Below are 24,981 nucleotides of genomic sequence, written 5' to 3'. Positions count from 1 at the left end.
CCATGCGATCACTGTTCACCGCGCCGGTTCTCGCCGCCGCGCTCGTGGCCGCTTCGTTGGTCCTGCCGGGCACCGCGGCGCAGGCCGCCACCGGCATCCACGTGAGCGGCACGAAGATCCTGGAAGGCAACGGCCAGGAGTTCGTGATGCGCGGCACCAGCCACGCCCACACCTGGTACCCCGGCCAGACCAAGGCGTTCGCCGACATCAAGTCGCTGAAGGCCAACACCGTGCGCGTCGTGCTCAGCGGCGGCCGGTGGAGCGCCAACTCCGTCTCCGACGTGGCCGACGTGGTCTCCCTGTGCAAGCAGAACAAGCTCATCTGCGTGCTGGAGGACCATGACACCACCGGGTACGGCGAGCAGAGCGGCGCGTACACCCTCGACCAGGCCGCCGACTACTGGATCGGCGTCAAGAGCGCCCTGGTCGGCCAGGAGGACTACGTCGTCGTCAACATCGGCAACGAGCCGATCGGCAACAACGCCACCACCCCCGGCTGGGCCGACGCCACCAAGGCCGCGATCCAGAAGCTGCGCGCCAACGGCCTGCACCACGCGCTCATGGTGGACGCCCCCGCCTGGGGGCAGGACTGGCAGAACGTCATGCGGGACAACGCCACGTCCGTCTTCAACGCCGACCCCGACAAGAACACGATCTTCTCCGTGCACATGTACGGCGTCTACGACACGGCCGCCGAGATCACGTCGTACATGGACGCGTTCCGGACCGCCGGGCTGCCGCTGGTCGTCGGCGAGTTCGGGTTCGACCACTCCGACGGCAACCCCGACGAGGACACGATCATGGCTCAGGCCGTGAGCCGCGGCCTCGGCTACCTCGGCTGGTCGTGGAGCGGCAACGGCGGCGGCGTCGAGTACCTGGACCAGGTCACCGGCTTCGACGTCAGCCAGCTCACCTCGTGGGGCCGGCGGCTGTTCAACGGCGCCAACGGCATCGCCGCGACCGCCAGGCAGGCGTCCGTCTACGGCGGCGGCACCACCGACCCCACCCCGCCGAGCGCACCCGGCACCCCGTCGGCCTCGAACGTCACCTCGTCCGGCGCCACCCTGACCTGGACGGCCGCCACCGACAACGTCGGCGTGACCGGCTACGACGTCTACACCTCGACCGGCACCCCGCTCGGGGCGACGGCCACGACCTCGATCTCCCTGACCGGCCTGGCACCCTCGACCGCCTACCAGGTGTACGTGAAGGCCAGGGACGCCGCCGGCAACCAGTCGGCCGCCTCGCCCACGGCCTCCTTCACCACCCTGGCCGGTGGCGGCGACGGCGGCTGCACGGCCGTGGGGACCGTCCAGAGCCAGTGGGGCAACGGGTACGTCCTGCAACCCGTCACGGTGACCAACACCGGCACGACCACCAGGAACGGCTGGACGGTGACGTTCACGCTGCCCGCGGGCCACACCGTGACCGGCTTCTGGAACGCCGCGGTGACGGTCAGCGGGCGGACCGTGACGGCGAAGAACCTGGGCTACAACGGCACGCTCGCCCCCGGCTCCGCCACCGGTTTCGGGGTCCAGGCCGGGCGTCCGAGCGGCGACACGTCCGTTCCGTCCGGCTACACCTGCGCCGGCTAGAGAAGGAGGAGGTGAGGCCGATCGGCTGACCCTGCCCGCGACACCATCCCGCCCGGATGGGACGGACGCGGCCGGCGAACCCCCTCCCGGCCGCGTCCGTTTACGCGATCCACCCGCCAGAGGCGTCGGGTCAGCCGGGGGTGAGGGCTTGGGTGAAGCGTGCGCGGGCCGCGTCGATGGCCGCCTCGTCCGAGAACTCGGCGAACGCCTCCTCGTGGTAGCGCCCCGGGATCAGCTCCCTGACCCGCTCCGGGTACCCCGGCCCGTCCGCCGGCACCTTGACCTGCGGCGGCACACCCAGCCGTACGGCGATGGGCCCCGACGCCCGCACGGACATGGCCCAGTCGCGGCTCTCGCCGACGATCGCGCACAGGTGCCGCGCGTAGACCCAGCGCACCTCGGCCAGGCCGGCGGCGTCCGGCGGGTCCGTGCCGAACGGCTCCACCGCGCACACCACCTGCGACTCGAACCCGTGCCCGTGGTCGTGGTGCTCCTCGGGCGTGGCGCGTTCGAGGATCAGCGTCACCTGGGCGGCGAGCTCCTGGTCGAGCCGCGCCGACCCCTGGTCGACGGCGAACAGCGTCACCCCGGCCAGCGCCAGGCCGGCCAGGGCGACGCCTGCCGCGATCTGCCCGCGACGGGTTGCGTTCACGGGCTCGTGCAGGTCAGCGTGGGTGCGGGGCTCGGGATCGAGCCGGTGGCGTTGAAGCCGAACGTGGTGGTCGCGTTCGGCGCGAGCTGGCCGTTGTAGGAGGCGTTCTTCATGGACACGTTCGGTGGCTGGGAGGAGAGCACGCCGTTCCAGGGGGTGCCGTCGAAGCCCTGGCCGCCGGCGTAGGTCCACTTGACCGTCCAGCCGTTCAGCGAGGCGGTGCCGGTGTTCTTCACCGTCACCTCGCCCTGGAAGTGACCGGCCCAGCCGGTGTCGGTGGCCTTCCAGGTGGCGGAGCAGCCGCCTGGAGGGGGAACCGTCGGGGTGACGGTCGGGGTGGCGGTGGGGGTGCCTGAAGGCGTGCCGCCGCCGGGGCCGACGCCCGTGACCTGGCCGTTGCCGCCGTCGAAGACGACGTCGGAGCAGCTGTAGAAGTTCTCGTTGCTGTCGGAGCGGATCCAGTGCGTGTAGATGATGTGACGCCCGGTCTTGCCGGAGGGGAGCTGGGCGTTCCAGGAGTAGTAGTTGAGCCCGCCGGGGCCGCCGCTGGCGGGCGGGTTGGTGACGCTGCCGAACGACTCCAGGTCCGACCACTTGAGCGGCCCGTCGGGGTTCCAGCCGTTCTTGGTGACGTAGTAGACGAACGTGCCGGGGTGCTGGGCCCAGTTGCTGTGCCGCATCTGGATGCTCGCGCCCGAGGTCAGGTGCGTCTGCGGCCAGTCGGAGCGTACGGCGTTGTAGGCGGTGAAGTCGTAGGGGCCGCCGGTGCCGCCGCTGCAGAGCTGGCCGTCGGGGATGAAGCCGCTGGTACGCCCGGCGCCGTCGGAACGCAGCACGGCGAACCAGTTGTACAGCGGGGTCGGGCCGCTCTGGGCGACGGCCGCCGCGCAGGCCGGGTTGTAGGACTGGATCTGGCCGTTCTCGCGCAGGCCGTCCTGCCAGCACAGGAACGTCCGTGCTCCGGGGAACATGGACACGCCGTGGGCCTGCGCCTGTTGCGGCGCGATCAGTACGGTGGTCAGCAGGATGAGGGCGGCGGTGAGGACCGCCGTCCGGAAGTGTTTCATGGGGATTCCTTCGCGCAGGGGAACACAGGAATCTGCCCACGATCAGCCCGCCCGGCCAGCGCATTGAACCACGGCGACCGGCGTCCCGACAACGCGGTGTGAAACTTTCAGCCGATCGTGGTCACGGTTGCCCTGGTGGCCCGGCACCGGGGCGGCGGGCGGTGGCGGGGCTGCTTGCCGTAGGAGGCCCGACGCCGGGACCCTGAACGTTGGGAGCGCTCCCAGCACCTCCCTCGACCAGAGAAGCGGGAGCAACATGCCATGAGGCGCGTGCAGATCATCGTCCTGGCCGTCGCGGCGTTACTCGGCGCTGGCCTGTTCCCGGCACCGGCGCAGGCCGCCCCGGTGCTGTGCGAGAAGTGGGGCTCGACCACCGTCCAGAACGACCGCTACATCGTCATGAACAACGTCTGGGGCGCCGACACCGCGCAGTGCGTCGACGTCAACCAGAACGGCGGCTTCACCGTCACCCGGTCCGAGCACGACAAGGCCACGAACGGCGCCCCGGCCGCCTACCCGGCCATCTACGCCGGCTGCCACTACGCCGCCTGCACCTCCGGCAGCGGCCTGCCCGTGCAGGCCGGCTCGGCGGGCTTCGGCGCGCTGAGGTCGGCGGTCGCCATGACCTACCCCGGCTCCGGCACCTGGGACGCCGCCTACGACATCTGGTTCGACCCCACCCCGCGCACCGACGGCCAGAACACCGGCGCGGAGTTGATGATCTGGCTCAACAAGCGCGGCTCGATCCAGCCGGTCGGCTCCCAGGTCGGCACGGTGACCCTGGCCGGCGGCACCTGGCAGGTCTGGTACGGCAACATCGGCTGGAACGTCGTCTCCTACGTGCGCACCTCGGCGACCCCCTCGCTCGACTTCGCCGTCGACACCTTCTACTCCGACGCCGTCAGCCGCGGCTACGCCCAGCGCTCCTGGTACCTGACCAGCGTCCAGGCCGGGTTCGAGCCCTGGGTGGGCGGCGCCGGGCTGGCCGTCGACTCCTTCTCCTTCGGCTCCGGCGGCGGCACGACCGACCGCACGCCGCCCACCACGCCGGGCACCCCGACGGCCTCCGGCACCACGGCCGCCGCCACCACGCTCACCTGGGGCGCCTCCACCGACACCGGCGGCAGCGGCCTGGCCGGGTACGACATCCTGCGCGCCACCGGCGACACCTTCACCCAGGTCGGCACCAGCGCCACGACCTCCTACACCGACACCGGCCTGACCCCCGCCACGACGTACCGCTACCGCGTCAGGGCCCGGGACGGCGCGGGCAACCTCTCGCCCGAGTCCGCCGCCGTCACGGTCACCACCCAGAACGGCGGCGGAGGCGGCGGCTGCGCCGCGACCGCGATCACCCAGAACGCCTGGAGCAACGGCTACGTCATCCAGCCGGTCACCGTCACCAACCGCGGCACGGCCACGATCAACGGCTGGACCGTCACCTTCACGCTCCCGCAGGGCCACACGATCACCGGGTCGTGGGGCGCGAACGTCTCCGTCGGCGGCGGTGTCGTGACCGTGCGGAACCTCCCCTACAACGGCACCCTGGCCCCGAACGCGAGCACCACCTTCGGCTTCCAGGCCAGCAGGCCCACCGGCGACACCCAGGTCCCCGCGGGCTACACCTGCACCTGACCCTGGCGGGCGGGAGGGGTGCGCCTTGGCCCGACCCCGGCGAAGGCGCGCCCCTGGCCCCGGCGGATGAGCTCTGCCCCGGGCGGGCGGGAATGCGGAGCGGTCGTGTCCCTCAGTCCGGCTTCATGGCACGGTCGATCACCTTGAGCTTGGCCTCAAGCTCCGCGCGGCAGGCGGGGGCCAGGCGGCCCTCCCTGGCCCGGTCGGCGACCTTGCGCCGCAGCTCGGCCATGCCGGTGACCTCGGGCCCGCGCACCACCGAGCCGCGCACCACCGAGTTGCGCACCACCGAGTCGAGTACCTGCTTGAGGTCGAGCACCACGTCCGCGTCGGTCGCGTCGCACGGCTTGCCGTCTTCGAGGGAGTCGTGGAAGCCGTCCACCGCCTGCTCGACGGTGACCGACCCGGCCGGCGCGCTCTCGACCACCCGGGAGGCCGACGCCGAAGCCGACGCCGAAGCCGACGGCGTCACGGCCGGTGCGGACGTCGGCGCGATCCGCGGCGACAGCACCGGCTCCGGCGCGGCCCGCTGGAACCACAGCAGCACGGTGAGCGCCACCAGCGCCGACCCCGCCACCGTCAGCCCGCGCCGCACCTGCCGGGCGATCCCGGCCGTGCCGAGCGCCGAGGTCAGCGAGGCGACGATGGACTCGGCCGTGGGCCGCTCCTCGGGCAGGTGCGCCAGGCAGCTCTGGCAGAGCGAGGCGACGCCGTACGGCACGCCGGTCACTCGGGGCGGTGGATCGGTCCGGCGCGCCGCCTCGATCTCCTCCCACGTGGTCTCCGGGTACGGGGTGCGCCCGGTGAGCATGGCGAACAGCAGCACGCCCAGGGCGTACACGTCCACGGCCGGGTGGGTGGGGGCGCCGAGGAGGCGTTCGGGGGCGACGTAGGGAGGGGTGCCGCGGTCGTCGTCGGGGTCGCCGGCCCAGGCGGCGATGCCGAAGTCGAGCAGCTTCGGGCCGTCGGCGGTGAGCAGCACGTTCTCGGCGGTGACGTCCCGGTGGACCAGGCCGCGGGCGTGCCCGGCCATCAGCACGCGGGCCAGCCGCTGGGCGATGGCCGCCGCCTCGGTCCACGGCAGCGGCCCCTCGGCGATGCGCTCGGCCAGCGGGGTGCCGTCGAGCAGGGGCATCACCACGTACGCGGCCACGCCGCCCTTGGCGGTGACGGCCTCGCCGTAGTCGTAGATCTCGATCGAGTCGCGGTGGATGAACCGGGCCGCGGCACGGGCCTCGCTGCGCACCCGGACGCGTTCGCCGTGGTCGGTGTGCAGCGAGGCGGTCAGCACCTTGACCGCGACCAGCCGCTGCAACGACTGGTCGAAGGCACGCCAGATGACCGACATGCCGCCGTGGGCCAGCGGGTCCAGCAGCAGGTACCGCCGGGCCAGCACGTCCCCCGGCTCAAGCTGACTCACGGATGACCAGTTCCGTGGGGAGGACGGGGTCGATCCCCGTCGCCCCCGTCAGGAGCAGGCGGGTGGCGACCGTGGCGAGCTCCTCGACGGGCTGGCGGACGGTGGTCAGTGCCGGGACGGTGTGCCGGGCCACGGGGGCGTCGTCGAAGCCGATCACGGCGACGTCCGAGGGGACCTTGCGGCCGGCCCGGCGAAGGGCCTGGATCGCGCCGGCCGCCATCAGGTCGGAGGCGACGAAGACGGCGTCGAGGCCGGGCGCGTGGCGTAACAGCCATTGCATGGCGTGCGTGCCCGAGGCCGCGGTGAAGTCGCCGTACGCCACGGGCACGTCGGGGGCGCCGGCCGCCTGAAGGGTGCGTACGAGCCCTTCGAGACGGTCGCGGGCGGCGGGCAGGGACGGCGGGCCGCCGATGGCGGCCACGTTCCTGCGGCCCTGTAACAGCAGGTGTTCGGCCGCCTGCCGGCCGCCGTCGAGGTTGTCCACGTCGGCGTAGGGCAGCTTGAGGTCGTGCGGCGGCCGGCCGATGTTGCGGACCGGGATGCCCGCGGTGGACAGCTTGATGGCCAGCGGATGGCGTTCTCGCGCGCCGACGATGAGCACGGCGCCCGACAGCGCCGGGAGCGTCGAGGAGGTGGGCGTCACGGTCGTGACCATGAGGTGGGTGCCGTGCTCGGCGATCACCGCTCCGGCGGCGGACAGGAGCCTGGCGTAGTAGGGCTCGGAGAACAGGCGGGGGAGATGGTCGCAGATCACCGCCGTGACGCCGTCGGTCAGCGTCTTGGCGGCGCTTCCCCTGGGCGCGCGTTGGCGGACGTAGCCCATGCGGGAGACGGCGTCGTACACTTGCCGGCGGGTCGAGGTACTGACCCGCACCGAGCCCGTGAGGACTCGAGATGCGGTCGCGGGGGAAACCCCTGCAGCGGCCGCCACCTGTGCCAGTGTGGGCTGCTCGGTCATGGAGCACCTCGCGGAAAGATCCTGGGAGCGCTCCCACGTTACCAATGTTTCGCCGCTGTTAATAGGGCCTTCCCAGGGGGTGCGTCCCGGTGTGCGAACCCATTCCGAATCTGCTCAGGTAGGGGCGCTGGTTACCGCCAGACTTTTTGCGGTGAGCGCGGATCAATCCATATTTTCCGGCCGATAGGGGGTATCCGCGACGTGCCGGATACCCCCTTCGCGAACGTCCCTAGCGCCGGCCCCTGCCGCGCCCGTGGCCGTTGCCGTTGTTGTTCTGGTAACCCTGGCCGGGGCCGAAGTCGCCGTCGGGGTTGACGTCGTTGAGGTCCTGGCCCCTGTCGTCGGGCTCCTGCCTACGGGGGGCGCAGCCCTGGCCGCAGCCGCCGAAGCGGGAGGAGTCGACCGGGGTGAAGTCGGTCGCCGGGGTGCCCTTGAGCGCGGCCTTCATGGTGGCGTTCCAGATCGGGCCGGGGATGGAGGCGCCGAAGACCGAGGGGTAGTAGCGGCCGCCGATGGTGATGCTGTTCAGCTTGTGGGTCGTCGAGCCGCGCGGGTCGCCGATGCTGACCGCGCCGGCCAGGTCGGGGGTGAACCCGGCGAACCAGGCGGTGGCCTGGTCGTCGGTGGTGCCGGTCTTGCCCGCCGCCGGACGGCCGATGCCGCCGACCCCGCGCATCGTGCCCTTGGTGAAGACGCCGGACAGGATGTTCGCCGCCGCGTCGGCGACCTCGGGGTCGAACGCCTGCGTGCACTTGGGCTTGTACTCGGTCACCTTGCCGTTGCGGTCGGTGATCTGGGTGATGGCCGTGGGCGGGCAGTACTTGCCGCGCGCGCCGATCGCCGCGTAGGCCGTGGCCACGGTCACCGGGTCCATCTCGTTGATGCCGAGCGTGAAGGTCTCGAACTCCTGGAGCTTGCCGCCGTCGGAGCGCTTGATGCCGAGCGACTTGGCGGTCTCGACCACCTTGCAGAGGCCGACCTTCTGCTCCAGCGTCATGAAGAACGTGTTCACCGAGCCCCAGGTGCCGGTGGCCAGCGACTTGAAGCCGCCGCCGCCCTCGTCGTTGGTGACGGTGTGGCTCGGGTCGCCGACGTTCTGGTTCTTGCAGTTCTTGAACGCCCAGTAGTTGGGGGCGGTGTAGCCGCTGCCGACGTTGAAGCCGTCGTTGATCTTCATGCCCTGCTTGAGCGCGGTGAGCAGCGTGAACGTCTTGAACGTCGAACCGGCCTGGAAGCCGATGCCGCCGCCGTGCACCGCGTCGGCCACCACGTTGTACGACATCTCGTGCTTGCGCTTGGAGTTGCCGTACTTGCGGCTGGCGGCCATGGCCTTGATCTCGCCCGTGCCCGGCTTGACCAGCGCTTCGGAGGCCACCGGGTTGTCGGAGGCGAAGACGTGCTTCTTGATGGCCTCCTCGGCGGCCTCCTGCATCTTCGGGTCGATCGTGGTCTTGATCTCCAGGCCGCCCCGGTTGAGGAACTGGGTGCGGGCCTTCTTGGTCTTGCCGAAGGCCGGGTTGCTCAGGATCTCGTTGCGCACGTACATGCAGAAGTACGGGTACTGGCTCGCGCCGCAGCCGCCGGGCAGCGGGGTGCCCTTGTAGCCGAGCTTCTTGGCCCTGGCCTCTTCGTGCTGCTCAGGCGTGATCTTCTTGAGTTCGAGCATCCGGTCGAGGACCACGTTGCGCCGGTTGAGCAGCTGCGCGCGGGAGTCCTTGCCCAGGTTGGGGTCGGTCCTGTTCGGGTCCTGGACGGCGCCGGCCAGCGTGGCCGCCTGCCACAGCGTCAGCTCGGAGGCCGACACCCCGAAGAAGCGCTTGGCCGCCGCCTCGACCCCGTACGCGCCCGCGCCGAAATAGGCGATGTTGAGGTACTTGCCGAGGATCTCGTTCTTGTTGTACTTCTCCTCGACCGCCATCGCGTAACGCAGCTCCTTGAGCTTGCGGGCGTAGCTGGCTTCGAGGGCCGCGTTCTTCTCCTTCTCGGTGGTGGCCGAGTTGAGCAGCACCTGCTTGACGTACTGCTGGGTGATGGAGGAGCCACCCTGGGCGATGCCGCCCCTGCTGAGGTTCTTGGCGAGGGCGCGCACGGTGCCCTCGATGTCGATCGCGCCGTGCTCGTAGAAGCGGTAGTCCTCGATGGAGATGATGGCCGTCTTCATGATGTCGGCCACCTCGTCGAGCGAGACGTTCTCCCGGTACTCCTCGTAGAACTGGGCGATCTGGTTGCCCTTGGCGTCGAGGACCGTCGTCTTCTCGGCGAGCGGCGGCTCCTTGAGGTCCTCCGGCTTGATGTTCAGTTCCTCGGACGCCGAGACGAACATCGCTCCGGTGCCACCGACCGCCGGCAACGCGATGGCCGCGGCCACCACTCCCGCGGCCATAGCAGCCCCGGTCAGGCGCACGACGCCCGACATTCGGGAACCCATGCGGAAAAACCCCCTCAACTTGGCTTTTGGGTGCATCCTAAACCCGCCCATGACCTGCTCTCTGTAAAAAGACGAAGCGCGCGGCCGAGGTGGATGCTTCTACCCCGGGTGAGACGTCGAAGCACGGCATTTGGTTCGCCGTGTTTCCCGGTGAATTCGTTTCCTGCGGGTCTGCGGGGATAGGGCCAGGTCATGACTTCTCACCGAGTGTTGCCACGCGAGCAGCCGCGGGTCCGTGAGCCGGTCGCCGCCCCCCGCCGGAGGCCGGTCCTGGACGACACCCTGACCCTTCTGTTCGACCCGTACCGCTTCATCGGGGACCGGGCGCGGCGGCTCGGCGCCGACGTCTTCGAGACGCGGCTTCTCCTCCAGCCGGTCACCTGCATGACCGGGGCCGAGGCCGCCGAGGTCTTCTACGACCCCGAGCTGTTCGTCCGGCAGGGCGCCGCGCCCCGCAGGCTCCAGCTGACGCTGTTCGGCAGGGACGGCGTCCAGGCGCTCGACGGCGAGACCCACCGGGCGCGCAAGGCCATGTTCATGTCGCTGATGGGCAGGCAGGGCCGCGACCGGCTGACGGAGCTGGCCGGACGGCGCTGGCGCGAGCGCATCCGCGCGTGGCGGCGCATGCCGCGGGTCGTCCTGTACGACGAGGTCAGCGAACTGCTGTGCCAGGCGGTCTGCGACTGGACGGGCGTGCCGCTGCCGCCCGCGCGGGTGCCCGCCGCCACCGCCACGTTCCAGGCGGCCATCGAGGGCGCGGGCGGGATCGGCGTGCGCTACCTGCGCGGCCGGTACGCCAGGATCAAGGGTGACCTGTGGCTGTCCGGCCTGATCCGTTGCGCGCGCGACCACCCGGAACGCTTCGCCGGCACGGTGACCGGTCTGATCGCCGGTTACCGGGACCCCGACGGCACCTTGCTCCCGGCCAGGACCGCGGCCGTCGAGCTGCACAACGTGCTGCGGCCCACGGTGGCGGTGGCCAGGTTCGTGACGTTCGCGGCCATGGCCCTGCACGCCCACCCGGAGTACCACGAGCGCGTCCGCGAGGGCGACGAGCAGTTCGTCGAGCACTTCGTCCAGGAGGTGCGACGGTTCTACCCGTTCTTCCCGTTCGTCGCCGCCAAGGCGGCCAGGCCCTTCACCTGGAACGGCGAGCACTTCCCGCAGGGCCGGCGGACCCTGCTCGACCTGTACGGCACCGACCACGACTCGCGCCTGTGGGACCGTCCCGGCGAGTTCCGCCCGGAGCGGTTCGCCGAGTGGGACGGCGGCGAGTACGACTTCGTCCCCCAGGGAGGCGGCGACCACTACGAAGGGCACCGGTGCGCCGGCGAGTGGATCACCGTGGACCTGATGAAACAGGCGGTGACCGCGCTGACCCGCTGGATGACGTACGGGGTGCCCGCCCAGGACCTGCGCATGCCGTCGTGGCGCGCTCCGGCCGTGCCCAACAGCCGTTTCGTCATCGACCAGGTCGAGGCCGTCTGAGATTCGGCCAGCGCCGGGCAAAGAAGCGTGTTGTCGCGCGGGTGCGCGCGCGAGGGTCTGGCAACGTCTGCCAGGGCGATTCTTCCTGGCCTTGGTGGAGGGTTTCATGCGTCGTGTCGTGGACGACGAAGAGCATGTCGATCATCTGGTCTCGACCGCCAGGGCGTACTGGGGGGACACCGCGGGCGACACCGGTTGCGTGGTGGCCGAGGCGTTCGACGAGGACGTCCGGGTGGTGGTGCGTACCGTCATGGTCGCCAAGGCCGTGTGCGGGCTGCTGTCGGCCCGGCTGGTGGTGCTCACCGACCCGCGGTGGCGGCCGCTGGCCGAGGCGTTCGGCGCCGCCGCCGATCTGGGGCCGCCCGACGCCCTGGTCACCAGCCGGATGGATCGTGGCGTCCGCACCGACATCCCCGTCGTGCACGTGCACGGTACGGGAGGGTTGCAGGCGTACGCGCTGTTCCCCGGCCGGACGCCCGGTTCGTTCGGCGAGGAGCTGCCCGGCCGGGTCGCGGAGTTCTTCGAGCGCTGGGTCTGGCCCAACAGGGAGGTGATCCGGCCGAGCGCCGAGCGTACGGCCTGGCGGGCCAAGGAGGGCTACCAGGTCCGCACGGACACCGAACGCCGCCAGCTGCGCCTCTACGGCTGCTCCAGGCTCCGCCTCGACGCCGGCCGGCCCACGATCACGGTGTTCGGCCACATGCCGGGCCGCGACACCGAGCTGTTCGAGGAGACCGAGCGGTACGCCGAGGCGGACGAGTCGGCCAACTGGCTGTTCCTCGACCGCCTGCGCTCCGGCCTGCTGTCGACGAACATCCTGTGGAGCATGACCGACGTCGCGGTCACGTTCGGCGGCAGCGACCTGCCCGCGTTCGGCGTGCCCGTCATCCAGGCCGGATGGTCGGAGGGCGCCGCCTGCGGGGCCACGCACCTCGTGCGCACGCCGGAGGAGCTGCGCGAGCGGCTCGGCGAGGCCGTCGCCGTGCACGGGAAGGCCGAGACGATCCTCGGCCCCGAGCAGCGCGAGCGCGCCCGCCTGTGGTCGTGGCTGCGCCGCTGCGGCGCCGACGTGCCGACCCAGGTCCTGCCGCGCTGGGAGCTCGGCCCCGACTACCCCCGTGCCCTCGCGGTCGCCCTGCGGCACGTGGAGCGCGACGGTGACCCCCTCTTCGAGGCGGTGCGCCGCATGTGGGAGCGCCGCGACCCCGTACTCACCCGATTCGACTTCCAGGACCTGGCCAAGACCACACTGACCCCCGCGAGGAGCGCCCGATGACCGGAACAGGACCCAGCACAGAGCTCGACCCGGTGATCCTGCCCGCGATCCCGCCCGTCCACGTGACCAGCGGGCGGTTCGCCGCCCTCCAGGTCATCGACCGGCTGCAACGGGGCAGCCAGATCGTGGGCAGGTTCGAGACCTCCGGGCTGGTCGGCTTCAAGGTGTCCGCGCAGGGACGGCCGCTGCGGGTGCAGATGTCGCTGTCCATGGACGAGCGGTCGGTCAGCGGCTGGCACACCGGCAAGACGGGCGCCGACCTCACGCTGCCCCGGTGCGTCCAGATCCGTTCCCAGGGACGCCTGCGGCAGTGCGTGCTGCTGCGCGGCCGGAACCCGCACGCCCGCGTGGCCTTCGACCTGACCCCCGAGGAGATCCCCGACGACGGGCTGATCTGCGTCGAGGCCCTGGACGTCATGGAGGGCGACGGCGTCTGCGACGAGGTGCGCACGTTCCTGACCGGCCGGGTCCAGGCCGACGGGGTGGCCGGGCTGCGGCTGAACAAGATCGTGTTCGAGGAGCCGCCCGCCGTCGACTACGACCCCGACACCCTGGACGGCTCCCGCTGCGAGCTGTCCTCGCTGATCAGCGGCGGCGGCCTGGCCAACCTCAACCGGCAGGGGGTCCGCGTGCTGCGGTCGGGCATGTTCATGGTCAACCCGGTGCTGCGCGACACGTTCGGGGCCAGTGGCCGGATCACGTTGCGGCTGGGCACGAAGGCGGAGCCGGCCAGCATGATCCCGGCGACCTGGCGGCGGGTCAACAGCGAGCTGCGCTGGCTGCGGCACGCCACCAGGAAGCTCCTCGGCACGGCGTCCCCCACGGTGGAGCGGGTCTACAGCCTCAGGGACGGCGTGGCGGGGCCCTTCGGGCAGACCATCCACGGGAACGTCACCGAGCTCGTCCTGCCGAGCCCCACGGTCTCGCCGTTCCTCGTGGTGATCGAGCGGCTGCCGGGCGTCCTGCCGACGCTGGAGTCGTGCACCTCGGACTAGAGCCGGCCACCGTACCGCGACCGCCGGTGAGCACCTGAAATTTCCGGAAAATGGTGATCACCGGTGATAACGCCGCTCTGCGGGCAGTTGTCGAAGGTGGGCGCGAACGGTTTGAGCATCGAGACGATCCGGCATCTCCACTGCACGGTCATGCGCGCGACAGGCGAGCTCGACCATGCGGGACGGGCCCGGTTCAGCGCCCACATCCACACGGTGTGGGACTGGTCGGCCGGTCCCGTCCTCGTCTTCGACCTGGCCGAGCTCGTCTTCTACGACTCCTCCGTCATCGGCGTGCTGGCGACGGCGATGCAGCGGATGGAGGCGGAGCCGGGCGGCCGGATCGTCGTGGTCCGGCCGTCGGAGCACCTGCTGTCGGTGCTGCGGCTGACGGACCTGCTCTCCCACGTCGAGCTGAGCGGCAGCGTCGAGGAGACCGTGGCGGAGCTGATGGTGGACGCCACGCCGCCCGCCCCCCGGTCGTGGCCCGGGGGGACGCCGGGCGCCGCCTACAACCCGTAGGTCTCCAGCAGGCGCAGCCAGATCTCGCTCACGGTCGGGAACGACGGCACGGCGTGCCAGAGCCGGTCGAGCGGCACCTCGCCGGTGACCGCGATCGTGGCGGCGTGCAGCAGCTCGCCGACGCCGGGACCGGCGAAGGTGACGCCGAGCAGCACCTTCCTGTCCTCGTCCACGACGGCCTTGGCACGGCCCCGGTAGCCGTCGCCCAGCAGGTACGCGCCCGACACCGAGCCGAGGTCGTACTCGACCGCGCGTACCCGGAAACCGGCCTTCCTGGCATCGGCCTCCGTACGGCCGACCGCGCAGACCTGCGGATCGGTGAAGACGACCTGCGGCACGCCGAAGCCGCCGGCCAGGTCGCGCATGGCGGGCAGGTCGTCGCCGTGCGCCCGCGCCGCGATCACGTCACCGCAGATCCTGGCCTGGTACTTGCCGATGTGGGTGAGGAGTGCGCGGCCGTTGACGTCGCCGACGGCGTAGAGCCAGCCGCCCGGGACGCCGGTGGCTCGCATGCTGTCGTCGACCTCGACGGGCGCGTCGTCGGGCAGGCCGACCGTGTCCAGCCCGATCCCGCGCGTGGCGACATCGCGGCCGGTGGCCACCAGCAGTTCGTCGGCCTCCAGCGGCGGGCCCTCCGACAGGTGCACGGTCACCTTGCCGCCCGGTTCGGGCCGCTCGACCCTGACCACGTCGGTGTGCATGCGCACGTCGATGCCCGCCTCGGCGAACGACCGCGCGACCAGCTCGCCCGCGAACGGCTCGATCCTGCCGAGCAGCTTGCCGCCGCGTACCAGCACGGTCGTCTGCCGCGCGCCGAGCCCGTGCATGGCCTGCGCCATCTCGCAGGCGACCACGCCGCCGCCGATCACCACCAGGCGTTCGGGCACCTTCGTCGCGGCGGTGACCTCGTGGCTGGTCCACGGCTTCGCCTCGGCCAGGCCCGGCACCGGCGGGACCGCGGCCGTGCTGCCGGTGGCGAGCACGACGGCCTGCCTGGCCGTGAGCACCCGCTCGGCGCCGTCAGGGGTCGTGACGACCACCCGCCGCTCGCCGTCGAGCCGCCCCCTGCCGCGGACGAACTCCGCGGGCACGCCCTCGATCCAGCTCACCTGCCCGGAGTCGTCGTAGCGCGAGACCGCCTCGTCGCGCCGGGCGAGCACCGCGTCCACGTCGATCGGCCCGAGCGAGAGGCCGGGCACCCGTGACACCTCGCCGGCCAGGTCGACCGGGCGCAGCAGCGCCTTGCTGGGGATGCACGCCCAGTAGGAGCACTCGCCGCCGGCCAGCCGCTCCTCGACGATCGCGGCGCTCAGCCCGCCGCGCACCGCCCGCGCGGCGACGTTCTCGCCCGCCGGACCGGCCCCGATCACAATGACGTCGAACTCCTCAGCCACGCTGCCTCCCCATGCTCGTCCTCGATTCGCACTCTTTCATGCCCTGCCCGTGATGCCCGCGACGGCCATGGGCGTGAACCTTTTCGCGGCGCAACGGCAAGACCGGGTAGATGCCCGCGCCGTCCGGGGAGCCCGTTCGGCACTCTCGCGAAGGAGCCTCCCTGTGCCGGTGCCGTCTCCTGTGTTCGTGCTGCCCGGAAACGTCTGGAGGCGGCATCGGGCGCTGCTGGTCGCGCTGGTGCCCGCCGTCGCGCTGCGGCTGCTCGCGATGGCGGGGTACCGGCCCGCGCTGTGGTTCTGGGCGGACTCGTTCTCCTATCTGGAGGCCGCGGGCGACCCCGTGCCCGGGACGTTCCGGCCGCTCGGGTACTCGCTCTTCCTGGCCGCGCTCGGGCCCGCGAAGAGCCTGGCGCTGGTGGCCGCCGTGCAGCACGCGCTCGGGCCGGCGCTCGCCGTGGCCGTCTACGCCCTGCTGCGGCGGCGCGGCCTGCCCGGCTGGGGCGCGACGGCCGCCGTCGCGCCGCTGCTGTACGACGAGTTCCTGATCCTGCTGGAACACATGATCATGGCGGACGCGCTGTTCACCGTGCTGGTCACGGCCGGGATCCTGGCGCTGTCGTGCCGGCTCACCCCGGTCACGGCGGCCGCCGGCGGCGTGCTGCTCGGCCTGGCCGCCATCACCCGCACGATCGGGGTGGCCGTCCTCGTGGTGGCCGCCGCCTGCCTGCTGCTGCGCCGTCCCGGGCCGCGCGTGCTGCTCTGCCTGGTCCTGGCGGGCGCGGCGCCGCTGCTCGGGTACGCCTCCTGGATGCGGGCCACCAGCGGCACCTTCGGCCTGACCAAGGCCGACGGCCTGTTCCTGTGGGCCCGCACGACGACCTTCGCCGACTGCTCGGTCATCAGGCCGGAGCCCGAGCTGGCCCCCCTCTGCCCGAGGACGCCGGTGGCCGGGCGGCCCTCTCCCGCGCACTGGATGTGGGGGTCCACCCTGGCCGCCGTCCCCGGCGACCGGAACGCGCTGGCCGCCCGCTTCGCCCGCGAGGCCGTCCTCGCCCAGCCCGGCGACTACCTGGCCGCCGTCGGGCGCGACCTGCGGTGGCTGCTGCGCTGGGAGCGCACCACGGCCAGGAAGGTGTCGGGCAGGAAGACCAATCCGTACTGGTTCCCCTACGAGGAGCGCCCGCTGCGCGCGTCCGTACGGCCGATCGCCGAGGCGTACGAGGGCGGGCCGGCGGACACCCGGATCGTCGAGCCCTACGCGGGCTGGCTGCGGGCCTACCAGCGCTTCGGCTACCTGCCGTACCCGGTGCTCCTGGCGCTGCTCGGGGGCACGCTCGCGGTGGCGGCCGTACGGCGGCGGCCGGACGCGCTGCTGCCCGGCGTGGCCGCCGCCGTGCTGGTCGTGGCGCCTTCCTTCCTGAACGGGTACGACGTGCGGTACGTCGTACCCGCTCTCCCGACGGCCTGCCTGGCCGCCGGGCTGGCATCGGGACGTCCGCCGGAGGTCGGGAGACGTTCACCTGCGGGGCCTAGCGTGCCCGCATGACTGCATACCCCACGTCCGTGGTGTACCGGGCGGCGTCCGAGGGTTACCACACCTTCCGCATCCCGGCCGCCGTGGTGACGGGGGAGGGGACGGTCCTGGCCTTCGCCGAGGGGCGGCGGGGGTCGGCCGGCGACTCTGGCCACATCGACCTGGTGCTCAGGCGGTCCTCCGACGGCGGCCTGACGTGGGGGCCGCTCCAGGTGGTCGCCACGGAACCGAACCGCGGCACGGTCGGCAACCCCGCGCCCGTGGTGCTGGACGACGGCCGGATCCTCCTCGTCACGGTCCGGCAGGGGCCGTCGGCGACGGAGGAGAAGATCAGGCGCGGCCAGGTGCCGGCGGCCGCGGGGCGGCGGGTGTTCGTCCAGGTCAGCGCGGACGACGGCGTCACCTGGCCGGCGCCGCGCGAGATCACCGCCCAGGTCGGGCGGCCGGAGTGGCGCTGGTACGCCACCGGCCCAGGGCACGCCGTCCGGCTCAGGAGCGGGCGCGTCGTGGTGCCGGGCAACCACTCCCTGCCCCCGTCCGGCTCGGACGTCGGCACCGAGGGCAAGTACAACGGCGGCCACGCGCTGCTCAGCGACGACGGCGGCCTTACCTGGCGGATCGGGTACGTGGACGACAACCCCGACGGCTACGTCAACGTCAACGAGACCACCGCGGCCGAGCTGCCCGACGGCCGCCTCTACCTCAACACCAGGACGGACTCCGCCGCGCCCGGCACCCGGGCCGACGCCTACTCCTCCGACGGCGGGCAGCGGCTCGACCTGCCCTTCCGCCCGCAGGCCGGGCTGGCGGGGCCGGTGGTCGAGGGCAGCCTGCTGTGGTGCGAGCCGCCCGGCGTGCTGCTGTTCTCCGGCCCGGCCGCGCCCGACGCGCGGGCCCTGATGACGGTACGGGCGAGCGACGACGCCGGGCTCACCTGGCATCCGGTGCACACCGTCTCCGGCCTGCCCGCCTCCTACTCCGACCTGGTCAGGGTGGACGACGACACGGTGGGGCTGCTGTTCGAGACCGGCGACTTCGGGCCGTACGAGAGCATCGCCTTCCGTCGTGTCCCGGTCGCCGAGCTCGTCCCCCGCCGGGCCTAGCCGCCGGTCCCCCGCCGCCTGGTACGTGTTGCGCCCCTGCGCCGCGTACGTTTCCCTGTTCACGGAAGTGCTGACACAGGGTTGTGCTGACTACGCTGAGAGACCCACTGTGTTGACCGCGTGTGCGGCGAGGTTCCGTAATACGCGCTAGCATTCCGATCAGCGGAATAGGCGAGGGAGAGTTTCAGTGGCTGAGACCCAGTCCCCTGTGGGGAGCGTCGATCGTGCCCTGCTGATCCTGCAGGAGATCGGGAAGCACAGCAGGGGGGTGACGCTCGACGAGCTGGCCACCAGGCTGGGGTTGCCGAAGAGCTCGCTCCACCGCCTGCTCGGGGCGCTGAAGCACCGGGGCTTCGCGGCCCAGCCGGAGCCGAGCGGGCCGTACTTCCTCGGCACCGAGCTGCTGGCCACGGCCTTCCGGTTCTACGAGAGCATGGATCTGCGCACGCTCGTACGGCCGCTGCTGCTGCGGCTGAGCGAGGAGTTCTCCGAGACCGTGCACATGGCGATGCTCGACGGTGGCGAGGTCGTCTACCTGGACAAGGTCGAGGCGGTGCGGTCGATCACCATGACCTCGGTGGTCGGCGGGCGCAACGCGGCCCACTGCACCGGGGTGGGCAAGGCGCTGCTGGCCTGGACGTACCCGACGGACGAGGCGGTCAAGGCGTGGGCCGAGCGTTACGGGCCGCTGTCCACCAGGACCAGGAACACGATCACGAACCCCGCCAAGCTGGCCACCCACCTCGACCAGGTCAGGCAGCGCGGGTACGCGCTCGACCTGGAGGAGAACGAGCCGGGGGTGCGGTGCGTGGCGGCGCCGGTCTTCATGGGCAAGACGGCGCCGGTGGCGGCGGTGAGCGTGACCGCGATCAAGGACCGCATGTCGGTCGCCCGCCTCGAAGAGGTCGGCCACGGCCTCCGCCGCGCCATCTCCGCCGAGGCCTGACCCACCCCCGAACGCCGGGGCCGCGGCGGCGTGTGCGGTACGACGCCCACCCCTCCCCAAAGGGACCTCGGCCGATTACGGTCGGAGGGGTAGCGGAACTGCGTTCCGTATCACGGATCAGGAGAGCAGAGAGCATGAAGCTGGAGAAGGTCCCCGTGCCCGCCGCCACCCTCGGCGAGGGCCCCCGATGGGACGCCGCCACCGGCACGCTGCTGTGGGTCGACATCCCCGCGGGCCACGTGCACAGGCTGGACCCGTCCGGCGACGAGCGGGAGACGATCGAGCTGGGGCAGCCGGTCGGCGTCGCGGTGCCCGACGCGGCCGGCGGCCTCATGCTCGCCCTCAGGGACGGCTTCGCCCGGCACGCGGACGGCCGCACCGAGCTGGTCGCCCGGCCGTCCGAGCCCGAGGGCAACCGGATGAACGACGGCGCCTGCGACCGCGCGGGCCGCTTCTTCGCCGGCACCAAGGCCGAGGACGACACCCCCGGCGCGGGCTCCCTCTACTGCCTGGGCGCGGACCGTACGTGCGACAAGGTCCTGGACGGGGTCACGATCTCGAACGGCCTCGGCTGGAGCCCCGACGAGCGCCTGATGTACTACGTGGACACCGCGACCGACCGGGTCGACGTCTTCGACTACGACCCGGCGACCGGCCGGCTCGACGGCCGCCGGAAGTTCGCCGCCCTCCCCGGCCCCGACGGCCTGACGGTCGACGCCGCCGGCCACGTGTGGGTAGCGCTGTGGGGCGGCGGCGCGGTCGTGCGGCTACGGCCGGACGGGCGGGCCGACCTGACCCTGGAGGTCCCCGCGGCGAACGTCACGAGCTGCGCCTTCGGCGGCCCCGACCTCGACGTGCTCTACGTGACCACCGCCTGGGACGGCAGCGCCGGCGGGGAGCTGTGGCGCTGCCGCACCTCCCACACCGGCCTGCCCGCGAACCCCTACCGGGGCCTCACCCCTTGACCGCGCCGGTCAGCGCCTGCACGAAGCGGCGCTGGCCGAACAGGAACACCGCCAGCACCGGAAGCGTGGTCAGCACCGTGCCCGCCATGATCGCGGGCCAGTCGGCCCGGTGCTGGCCCTGGAACGTGGTCAGCCCTGCCTGCACGGTGTAGTTCGCCTCGGAGTTGATCACCACCAGCGGCCAGAAGAGATCGTTCCAGGCCGTGATGAACGTGATCACGGCGAGCGCCGCCAGCGCCGGCTTGGCGACCGGCAGCACCACCCGGAAGAACAGCGCGACCCGCGAGCACCCGTCGATCCGCGCCGCCTCCTCCAGCTCCTTCGGGAAGGACTGGAAGAACGAGGTCATCAGGTAGATCCCGACCGACGAGCTGAGCTGCGGGATGATCAGCGCGCCCAGCGTGTCCACCAGCCCGGCCTGACTGAACATCAGGAACGTCGGGATCACGGTGAGCTGGAACGGGATCAGCGCGGTCGCGATGATCAGGACCAGCGTCAGCCGGGAGCCGATGAACCGGATCCGGGCGAAGGCGTACCCGGCCATGCTGCAGAGCACGACCTGGGCGACCACGATCACGCCCGACACCAGCACGCTGTTGAGGAACCAGCGGGGGAAGTCGGAGCGCTCCATGACCGTGCGGTAGCCGCCGAGGTCGATGCCCTCCGGCAGGATCGGCGACGGGAACCTGTTCAGCTCGGCCTGCGTCATGACCGAGCTGAGCACCAGCCACACGAACGGCAGCAGCGTCACCACCGACATCGGCGCGAGCACCAGGTGCCACCTGCTCGGCAGGCGTCGCCTCATCGCACGGCTCCTCTCCGACGCGCGACCACCAGGCCCACGACGATCAGCAGCAGCGTCCCGGCGAACAAGGTGTAGGCCACGGCCGCGCCGTACCCGGCGGCCGAGTAGCGGAAGGCGAGCTGCCAGACGTAGTAGACGATGGTCACGGTGGCGCTGGCCGGGCCGCCCTGGGTCGTGGTCATGACCAGGTCGAAGAACTGCAGGGCGTCGATCACGCCCCACACCGCGAGGAAGAGCGTGATCGGCCGTACGGACGGGACGATGATGTGCCGGAACGTGGCCCACCGCCCCGCGCCGTCGATGGAGGCCGCCTCCAGCACCGCCTTGTCGATCTCCTGGATGGCCGCCAGGTAGATGACCACGGCGAAGCCGAACCTGGTCCAGAAGAAGATGAGCGTCAGCACGTACATGGCCTGGGACGGGCTGCTCAGGAAGCCCTGCATCGGCAGGCCGAGCTGCACGAGCACGCCGTTCATCAGGCCGAAGTCGCGGTCGAAGATGTAGCCCATCAACAGGCCGGCCGACGTGGCCGAGGCCACGTACGGGACGAGGAAGGCGGTCCGGTAGAACCCGATCCCGCGCACCTTCCTGTTCAGCAGCACCGCCACCACCAGGCCGAAGACCAGCGAGGCCGGGATGTAGAGCACCAGCAGCAGCCCGGTGTTGCGCACCGCCTGGAAGAAGACCGGGTCCTGGAACAGCGCCCGGTAGTTGTCCAGGCCGACGTTCTCGGGCGTCTTCATCAGGTCGGAGTCGGTGAACGACAGCGCCAGCGCCCACGCCATCGGCACCAGCGCGAACCCGAGGATGATCAGCGTCGCCGGGCCCGCGAACGACCAGCCCGCGACGTGGTCGCCGAGCCTGCGCGGGCGCTTGGCGTGCCGGGCGGCGGGCGCGCTGACGGCGGCGCTGCTCATGAGCCCGGCACCGCCAGCACCGCGTCGGACTTGGCCGCGGCCTCGTCCAGGGCGGTCTTGGCGTCGGTCCGGCCCAGCAGCGCCTGCGCGATGGCCTCGGCCACGAAGGACGACACGCGGGGGTACTTGGTGGTGGGCGGCCTGACCCGCTTGGCGTTGGCCAGGTTCTCGGAGACCACCTCGATGCCCGGATATTTCGTCAGATAGTCCTGATAGCCGGGCAGCTTGGTGATCGACTCCCTGATGGGCAGCGAGCCCGTGTCGCTCATCCACACGAGTTCCTGCCCGGCGGCCGTCAGCCAGCTCAGGAACGTGGTCGCCGCCTTGACGCGGCGTTCGTCGTGCTCGAACACCACCCAGTTGTCCGGGCCGGAGACGGTCTCGTGGTTGCCGTTGGTGCCGGGCAGCCGCGCGACGCCGTAGTCCACCTTCGCGGCCTGGAGGTCGGGCAGCACCCAGGGGCCGGAGAGGAACATGGCGAGCCGTCCCGACTCGAACAGCTTCTGGCCCTTCTCGGCCGGGCTGGAGTCGAGGTAGACCGACTTGTCGTCCACGGCCATGCTTCGGACCAGCCCGAGCGCCTGCTGCCCGGCCGCCGAGTTGAACGCGGACTTCTTGTGGTCGGGGGTGAGGATGTCGCCGCCCGCCTGCCACAGGAGCGGCCAGAGCCCCCAGACGGCCTCCTCGCCGCCGCTGATCGCCCAGGTGGTGCCGAAGACGCCCTTCTGCGCGTCGGTGGTCTTCCTGGCGATGTCGCGGAACTCGTCCCAGGTCCAGTCGGGGCCGGGGGCCTTGACGCCCGCCTTGGCCAGCAGCTTCTTGTTGTAGAGGACCACCATGTTGTCCACGACGGCGGGGAAGCCGATGACCTTGCCCTGGACGGTGACCGCCTCGCGCTCGTTGGCCCAGAAGTCGGCCCAGCCGACGGCCGGGTCCTTGACGTAGGAGGTGAGGTCGGCGGTCTTGGGGTTCCTGGCCACGTTGGGGGCCCAGGAGCCGTACAGGTAGGCGATGTCGGGGTAGGCGTCGGAGGCGAGCGCGGCGGTGATCTTGGGTAGCATGCCGTCTGCGGTCGCGCCGCCGGACTCGGTGCTGACCTTGATGTCGGGGTGACTCTGGTTGAACCGGGCGACCAGCTTTTCGATCGACTTCGCCGAGGTGTCCTCCTGGCCGTGCCAGATGGTGATCTCGACCGGGCCGCTCGCCCGTTCCTGTCCTCCGCCGCCGCAGCTCACCGCGGCCAGGGCCAGGGCGACGACGACCGTCGTCGTACGGGGCCTCATCGGGCGGTCTCGCGGATGTGGTGAATGAGTCGTGCCATGGGGTTCCCTCCACAGAGCACGGCGGGCGTGGCGGCCCGCTGCGTGCGGCGAGTATAGTCACGCATCCACGATGCAGACTAGAGTTCCACTAGACGGAATGAGGGCGAACGTGCGAACCATGACTCTCTTAGCTCGGCTGGCCGCGGTCGCGGCGCTGAGCTGCGCGCCGCTGGCGGCGCTCGCCGCGCCGGCCACGGCGGAGGCGGGGCCGTGGAAGCCGCCGCTGCAGAGCCGCTGGCAGTACCAGCTCCAGGGCAACGCCAAGTACGCCGCCACCGGCGGCGTCAACGTCGACATCTGCGTGGTCCCCCAGTCGGGCGGCGCCTGCGTGAAGCCGGCGGTGTTCGACATCGACCTCTACGCCGACGGCGACGTGGTGGGGAACAACACCACGCTCAACACGGCGGCGGTCAAGGCCATCCACGCCCGCGGCGCGAAGGCCGTCTGCTACGTCGACGCCGGCTCGATCGAGGAGTACCGGCCCGACTACCAGCAGTTCGTCGCCTGGCACAAGAGCCACGGCAACTCCCTGCTCGGCAAGCCGTTCAGCGCGGAGTTCCCCAACGAGCGCTGGGCCAACATCAACAACGACCAGGGCCAGCGGGACTTCCTGCTGAAGATGATGGAGGCCCGGGTCGACAAGTGCGCCCAGGCCGGCTTCGACGGGGTCGAGTTCGACGTCGTCAACGCCCACGAGGAGGGCAAGTCGGTCACCGGCTGGACCGTCAGCCCCGCCACCCAGCTCCTCTACAACCGGGCGCTGGCCGACATGGCCCACCGCAAGGGCCTGTCCGCGGCGCTCAAGAACGACCTCAGCCAGGCGGCCGAGCTGGTGACCAGCTTCGACTACGCCGTCAACGAGGAGTGCTTCCAGTACGACGAGTGCGGCGACCTGAGCGTCTTCGTCAAGGCGGGCAAGCCGGTGTTCCAGGTCGAGTACGAGACGGCGCCGGCGTCCTTCTGTCCCAAGGCGGCCAAGCTCGGCATCAACGCGATCAAGAAGGCCGTGGACTACTCGCTGAAGGACACGCCGTACAAGCCGTGCAAGTAAGGGGGCGGCGGGGCCGCCCCCTGCCCGTCACGGGCTGAGGAGGGCCTTGACGGGGGTGTCGCGGCCGTTCATCAGGGCCGTGAACAGCTCCGCGCCGTCGGCGAGCGGGCACGTGCGCACCCAGCTCACGTCCCACTCGCCGACGGTCCGCACGGCCGTGGCGAAGTCCTCGTCCGTATAGGCGAACGAGCCGAGCACCCGCTGCTCGCCGCGTACCAGGGCGGCCGCGTCGAAGCCGGCCGTCGCGTCGGCCAGGCCCAGCCAGACCGCCGTGCCGCCGGGGCGCAGCCGGCCACCTCCACGTACGCGGCCTCGCCCGCCAGGGCCACCAGCAGGCAGGACAGGCCGATCGCGCCCGCCCCGAACACGCCCACCCGCGCCCCGGCCGGCGCCCCGGCCGGCGACCAGGCGTGGACGGCGTTGGCCGCCGGCTCCACGATCCCGGCCGCCGGCACACGTTGCGCCGGCCGAGCCGGCACACGTCGCACGAGCCGCACGACAGGATGGGGTTGACCACCACGGACCGTCCGTCGGAGGTGAGCCCGGCGAACTCGTGCCCCATGACCAGGGGCGGCACCCGGAACCCGGGCGTCCTGACGCCGTGCAGCTCGCTGCCGCAGATGCCGGAGGCGGCCACGTGGACCAGCACCTCGTCCGGCCCGACGGCGGGCTCGGGCACGTCCTGCACCTCGACCGCGGACGGCCCGGTGAACACCAGCGCCCTCATCGCCCACCCCCCGCCCCGACCGGCCCCGCCGGGGCGCCCGGCGAGGTCCCTGTTCGTGCCGCGGCCGCAGCGCCGCCTTCTCCGACTCGTAAGGTGCCGAGCGTCATGGACGCTCCCCGTTTTCCTTGATACGGAATGCTGTTCCGGTCGCTTGACGGCACGCCGGTAGGCGCTGTCATCGCCA

21 protein-coding genes and 1 pseudogene are annotated in these 24,981 nt (G+C 71.6%); 11 read left to right on the top strand and 11 right to left on the bottom strand.

Annotation, left to right across the window (positions count from 1 at the left end; all coding sequences use genetic code 11):
* The first annotated feature begins 2 nt into the window (after positions 1 to 2).
* Positions 3 to 1,595: a cellulase family glycosylhydrolase gene (locus ACIA8R_RS00415; RefSeq protein ID WP_397035643.1), complete on the top strand. Its 1,593-nt coding sequence runs from the start codon at positions 3 to 5 to the stop codon at positions 1,593 to 1,595.
* 130 nt (positions 1,596 to 1,725) lie between these two features.
* Here ACIA8R_RS00415 and ACIA8R_RS00410 read toward each other — a convergent pair whose 3' ends face one another.
* On the bottom strand, positions 1,726 to 2,247 hold the full coding sequence (locus ACIA8R_RS00410) for a hypothetical protein (RefSeq protein ID WP_397035641.1): 522 nt from the start codon (positions 2,245 to 2,247) through the stop codon (positions 1,726 to 1,728).
* Positions 2,244 to 3,314, bottom strand: a complete 1,071-nt coding sequence (locus tag ACIA8R_RS00405; RefSeq protein WP_364099874.1) for a lytic polysaccharide monooxygenase — start codon at positions 3,312 to 3,314, stop codon at positions 2,244 to 2,246. Before ACIA8R_RS00405 ends, ACIA8R_RS00410 begins: the two co-directional genes overlap by 4 nt.
* A gap of 270 nt (positions 3,315 to 3,584) precedes the next feature.
* Between ACIA8R_RS00405 and ACIA8R_RS00400 the strand changes: the two genes are divergently transcribed.
* Positions 3,585 to 4,949: a cellulose binding domain-containing protein gene (locus ACIA8R_RS00400; RefSeq protein WP_397035639.1), complete on the top strand. Its 1,365-nt coding sequence runs from the start codon at positions 3,585 to 3,587 to the stop codon at positions 4,947 to 4,949.
* Positions 4,950 to 5,061: 112 nt separating this feature from the next.
* On the opposite strand, the gene ACIA8R_RS00395 is transcribed toward ACIA8R_RS00400, so the two are convergent.
* The 3 genes from ACIA8R_RS00395 to ACIA8R_RS00385 form a co-directional block, all read right to left on the bottom strand.
* Positions 5,062 to 6,369: a serine/threonine-protein kinase gene (locus tag ACIA8R_RS00395; RefSeq protein ID WP_397035637.1), complete on the bottom strand. Its 1,308-nt coding sequence runs from the start codon at positions 6,367 to 6,369 to the stop codon at positions 5,062 to 5,064.
* The gene (locus ACIA8R_RS00390) at positions 6,356 to 7,327 is read right to left on the bottom strand and encodes a LacI family DNA-binding transcriptional regulator (protein ID WP_357707108.1); all 972 of its coding nucleotides are present in this window, start codon (positions 7,325 to 7,327) and stop codon (positions 6,356 to 6,358) included. The genes ACIA8R_RS00395 and ACIA8R_RS00390 overlap by 14 nt, the downstream gene beginning before the upstream one ends.
* Before the next feature lie 229 nt (positions 7,328 to 7,556).
* Complete coding sequence (locus ACIA8R_RS00385; RefSeq protein WP_364099883.1) at positions 7,557 to 9,755, bottom strand: transglycosylase domain-containing protein; 2,199 nt, start codon at positions 9,753 to 9,755, stop codon at positions 7,557 to 7,559.
* A gap of 192 nt (positions 9,756 to 9,947) precedes the next feature.
* Here ACIA8R_RS00385 and ACIA8R_RS00380 point away from each other — a divergent pair, with 192 nt between their 5' ends.
* The 4 genes from ACIA8R_RS00380 (at position 9,948) to ACIA8R_RS00365 (ending at position 14,033) form a co-directional block, all read left to right on the top strand.
* Positions 9,948 to 11,243 carry a cytochrome P450 gene (locus tag ACIA8R_RS00380; RefSeq protein ID WP_397035634.1) on the top strand — a complete coding sequence of 432 codons (1,296 nt, stop codon included), beginning with the start codon at positions 9,948 to 9,950 and terminating at the stop codon, positions 11,241 to 11,243.
* Between the two features lie 106 nt (positions 11,244 to 11,349).
* On the top strand, positions 11,350 to 12,519 hold the full coding sequence (locus ACIA8R_RS00375; protein WP_357707102.1) for a hypothetical protein: 1,170 nt from the start codon (positions 11,350 to 11,352) through the stop codon (positions 12,517 to 12,519).
* Positions 12,516 to 13,514: a hypothetical protein gene (locus tag ACIA8R_RS00370; protein ID WP_364099890.1), complete on the top strand. Its 999-nt coding sequence runs from the start codon at positions 12,516 to 12,518 to the stop codon at positions 13,512 to 13,514. Before ACIA8R_RS00375 ends, ACIA8R_RS00370 begins: the two co-directional genes overlap by 4 nt.
* 111 nt (positions 13,515 to 13,625) lie before the next feature.
* Positions 13,626 to 14,033: an STAS domain-containing protein gene (locus ACIA8R_RS00365; protein WP_364099893.1), complete on the top strand. Its 408-nt coding sequence runs from the start codon at positions 13,626 to 13,628 to the stop codon at positions 14,031 to 14,033.
* On the opposite strand, the gene ACIA8R_RS00360 is transcribed toward ACIA8R_RS00365, so the two are convergent.
* Entirely contained in the window at positions 14,021 to 15,427 is a 1,407-nt protein-coding gene (locus ACIA8R_RS00360; protein WP_364099896.1) for an NAD(P)/FAD-dependent oxidoreductase, read from the bottom strand. The genes ACIA8R_RS00365 and ACIA8R_RS00360 overlap by 13 nt on opposite strands.
* Before the next feature lie 169 nt (positions 15,428 to 15,596).
* Here ACIA8R_RS00360 and ACIA8R_RS00355 point away from each other — a divergent pair, with 169 nt between their 5' ends.
* The 4 genes from ACIA8R_RS00355 to ACIA8R_RS00340 all read left to right on the top strand — a co-directional run bounded on the left by ACIA8R_RS00355 (position 15,597) and on the right by ACIA8R_RS00340 (position 19,975).
* Positions 15,597 to 16,973, top strand: coding sequence for a hypothetical protein (locus ACIA8R_RS00355; protein WP_397035630.1), 1,377 nt, complete (start codon positions 15,597 to 15,599; stop codon positions 16,971 to 16,973).
* The gene (locus tag ACIA8R_RS00350; RefSeq protein WP_397035628.1) at positions 16,970 to 18,064 is read left to right on the top strand and encodes an exo-alpha-sialidase; all 1,095 of its coding nucleotides are present in this window, start codon (positions 16,970 to 16,972) and stop codon (positions 18,062 to 18,064) included. The genes ACIA8R_RS00355 and ACIA8R_RS00350 overlap by 4 nt, the downstream gene beginning before the upstream one ends.
* A gap of 187 nt (positions 18,065 to 18,251) precedes the next feature.
* Positions 18,252 to 19,010, top strand: coding sequence for an IclR family transcriptional regulator (locus tag ACIA8R_RS00345; RefSeq protein ID WP_357707091.1), 759 nt, complete (start codon positions 18,252 to 18,254; stop codon positions 19,008 to 19,010).
* A 134-nt stretch (positions 19,011 to 19,144) separates the two neighbouring features.
* Complete coding sequence (locus ACIA8R_RS00340) at positions 19,145 to 19,975, top strand: SMP-30/gluconolactonase/LRE family protein (RefSeq protein WP_397035627.1); 831 nt, start codon at positions 19,145 to 19,147, stop codon at positions 19,973 to 19,975.
* On the opposite strand, the gene ACIA8R_RS00335 is transcribed toward ACIA8R_RS00340, so the two are convergent.
* The 3 genes from ACIA8R_RS00335 to ACIA8R_RS00325 are packed head-to-tail and all read right to left on the bottom strand — an operon-like array spanning position 19,965 to position 22,980.
* Positions 19,965 to 20,780 carry a carbohydrate ABC transporter permease gene (locus ACIA8R_RS00335; RefSeq protein ID WP_357707087.1) on the bottom strand — a complete coding sequence of 272 codons (816 nt, stop codon included), beginning with the start codon at positions 20,778 to 20,780 and terminating at the stop codon, positions 19,965 to 19,967. The genes ACIA8R_RS00340 and ACIA8R_RS00335 overlap by 11 nt on opposite strands.
* Positions 20,777 to 21,697: a sugar ABC transporter permease gene (locus ACIA8R_RS00330; RefSeq protein WP_357707085.1), complete on the bottom strand. Its 921-nt coding sequence runs from the start codon at positions 21,695 to 21,697 to the stop codon at positions 20,777 to 20,779. The genes ACIA8R_RS00335 and ACIA8R_RS00330 overlap by 4 nt, the downstream gene beginning before the upstream one ends.
* Entirely contained in the window at positions 21,694 to 22,980 is a 1,287-nt protein-coding gene (locus tag ACIA8R_RS00325; protein WP_397035625.1) for an ABC transporter substrate-binding protein, read from the bottom strand. Before ACIA8R_RS00325 ends, ACIA8R_RS00330 begins: the two co-directional genes overlap by 4 nt.
* Positions 22,981 to 23,137: 157 nt before the next feature.
* On the opposite strand from ACIA8R_RS00325, the gene ACIA8R_RS00320 reads away from it, so the two are divergent.
* Positions 23,138 to 24,070 carry an endo alpha-1,4 polygalactosaminidase gene (locus ACIA8R_RS00320; protein ID WP_397035623.1) on the top strand — a complete coding sequence of 311 codons (933 nt, stop codon included), beginning with the start codon at positions 23,138 to 23,140 and terminating at the stop codon, positions 24,068 to 24,070.
* 27 nt (positions 24,071 to 24,097) lie between these two features.
* On the opposite strand, the gene ACIA8R_RS00315 is transcribed toward ACIA8R_RS00320, so the two are convergent.
* Positions 24,098 to 24,268 (bottom strand): hypothetical protein, encoded by a 171-nt coding sequence (locus ACIA8R_RS00315; protein WP_397036543.1) that lies wholly within the window; start codon positions 24,266 to 24,268, stop codon positions 24,098 to 24,100.
* A gap of 253 nt (positions 24,269 to 24,521) precedes the next feature.
* Positions 24,522 to 24,797 (bottom strand): annotated as a pseudogene (locus ACIA8R_RS00310) (alcohol dehydrogenase catalytic domain-containing protein); the annotation flags it as partial.
* Positions 24,798 to 24,981 lie beyond the last annotated feature (184 nt).

The sequence above is a fragment of the Nonomuraea sp. NPDC051191 genome (assembly GCF_044455665.1).
GTDB lineage: Bacteria > Actinomycetota > Actinomycetes > Streptosporangiales > Streptosporangiaceae > Nonomuraea.
Note: the sequence above shows the minus strand (reverse complement) of the source record. Positions and strands in the feature narration are given on the sequence as shown.

What these genes read in the sequence shown, in the direction of transcription:
- ACIA8R_RS00415 (WP_397035643.1), top strand. Translation starts at nt 3, where the DNA reads ATGCGATCACTGTTCACCGCGCCGGTTCTCGCCGCCGCGCTCGTGGCC.
- ACIA8R_RS00405 (WP_364099874.1), bottom strand. Translation starts at nt 3,314, where the DNA reads ATGAAACACTTCCGGACGGCGGTCCTCACCGCCGCCCTCATCCTGCTG.
- ACIA8R_RS00390 (WP_357707108.1), bottom strand. Translation starts at nt 7,327, where the DNA reads ATGACCGAGCAGCCCACACTGGCACAGGTGGCGGCCGCTGCAGGGGTT.
- ACIA8R_RS00385 (WP_364099883.1), bottom strand. Translation starts at nt 9,755, where the DNA reads ATGGGTTCCCGAATGTCGGGCGTCGTGCGCCTGACCGGGGCTGCTATG.
- ACIA8R_RS00380 (WP_397035634.1), top strand. Translation starts at nt 9,948, where the DNA reads ATGACTTCTCACCGAGTGTTGCCACGCGAGCAGCCGCGGGTCCGTGAG.
- ACIA8R_RS00375 (WP_357707102.1), top strand. Translation starts at nt 11,350, where the DNA reads ATGCGTCGTGTCGTGGACGACGAAGAGCATGTCGATCATCTGGTCTCG.
- ACIA8R_RS00370 (WP_364099890.1), top strand. Translation starts at nt 12,516, where the DNA reads ATGACCGGAACAGGACCCAGCACAGAGCTCGACCCGGTGATCCTGCCC.
- ACIA8R_RS00350 (WP_397035628.1), top strand. Translation starts at nt 16,970, where the DNA reads ATGACTGCATACCCCACGTCCGTGGTGTACCGGGCGGCGTCCGAGGGT.
- ACIA8R_RS00340 (WP_397035627.1), top strand. Translation starts at nt 19,145, where the DNA reads ATGAAGCTGGAGAAGGTCCCCGTGCCCGCCGCCACCCTCGGCGAGGGC.
- ACIA8R_RS00335 (WP_357707087.1), bottom strand. Translation starts at nt 20,780, where the DNA reads ATGAGGCGACGCCTGCCGAGCAGGTGGCACCTGGTGCTCGCGCCGATG.
- ACIA8R_RS00330 (WP_357707085.1), bottom strand. Translation starts at nt 21,697, where the DNA reads ATGAGCAGCGCCGCCGTCAGCGCGCCCGCCGCCCGGCACGCCAAGCGC.
- ACIA8R_RS00325 (WP_397035625.1), bottom strand. Translation starts at nt 22,980, where the DNA reads ATGAGGCCCCGTACGACGACGGTCGTCGTCGCCCTGGCCCTGGCCGCG.
- ACIA8R_RS00320 (WP_397035623.1), top strand. Translation starts at nt 23,138, where the DNA reads ATGACTCTCTTAGCTCGGCTGGCCGCGGTCGCGGCGCTGAGCTGCGCG.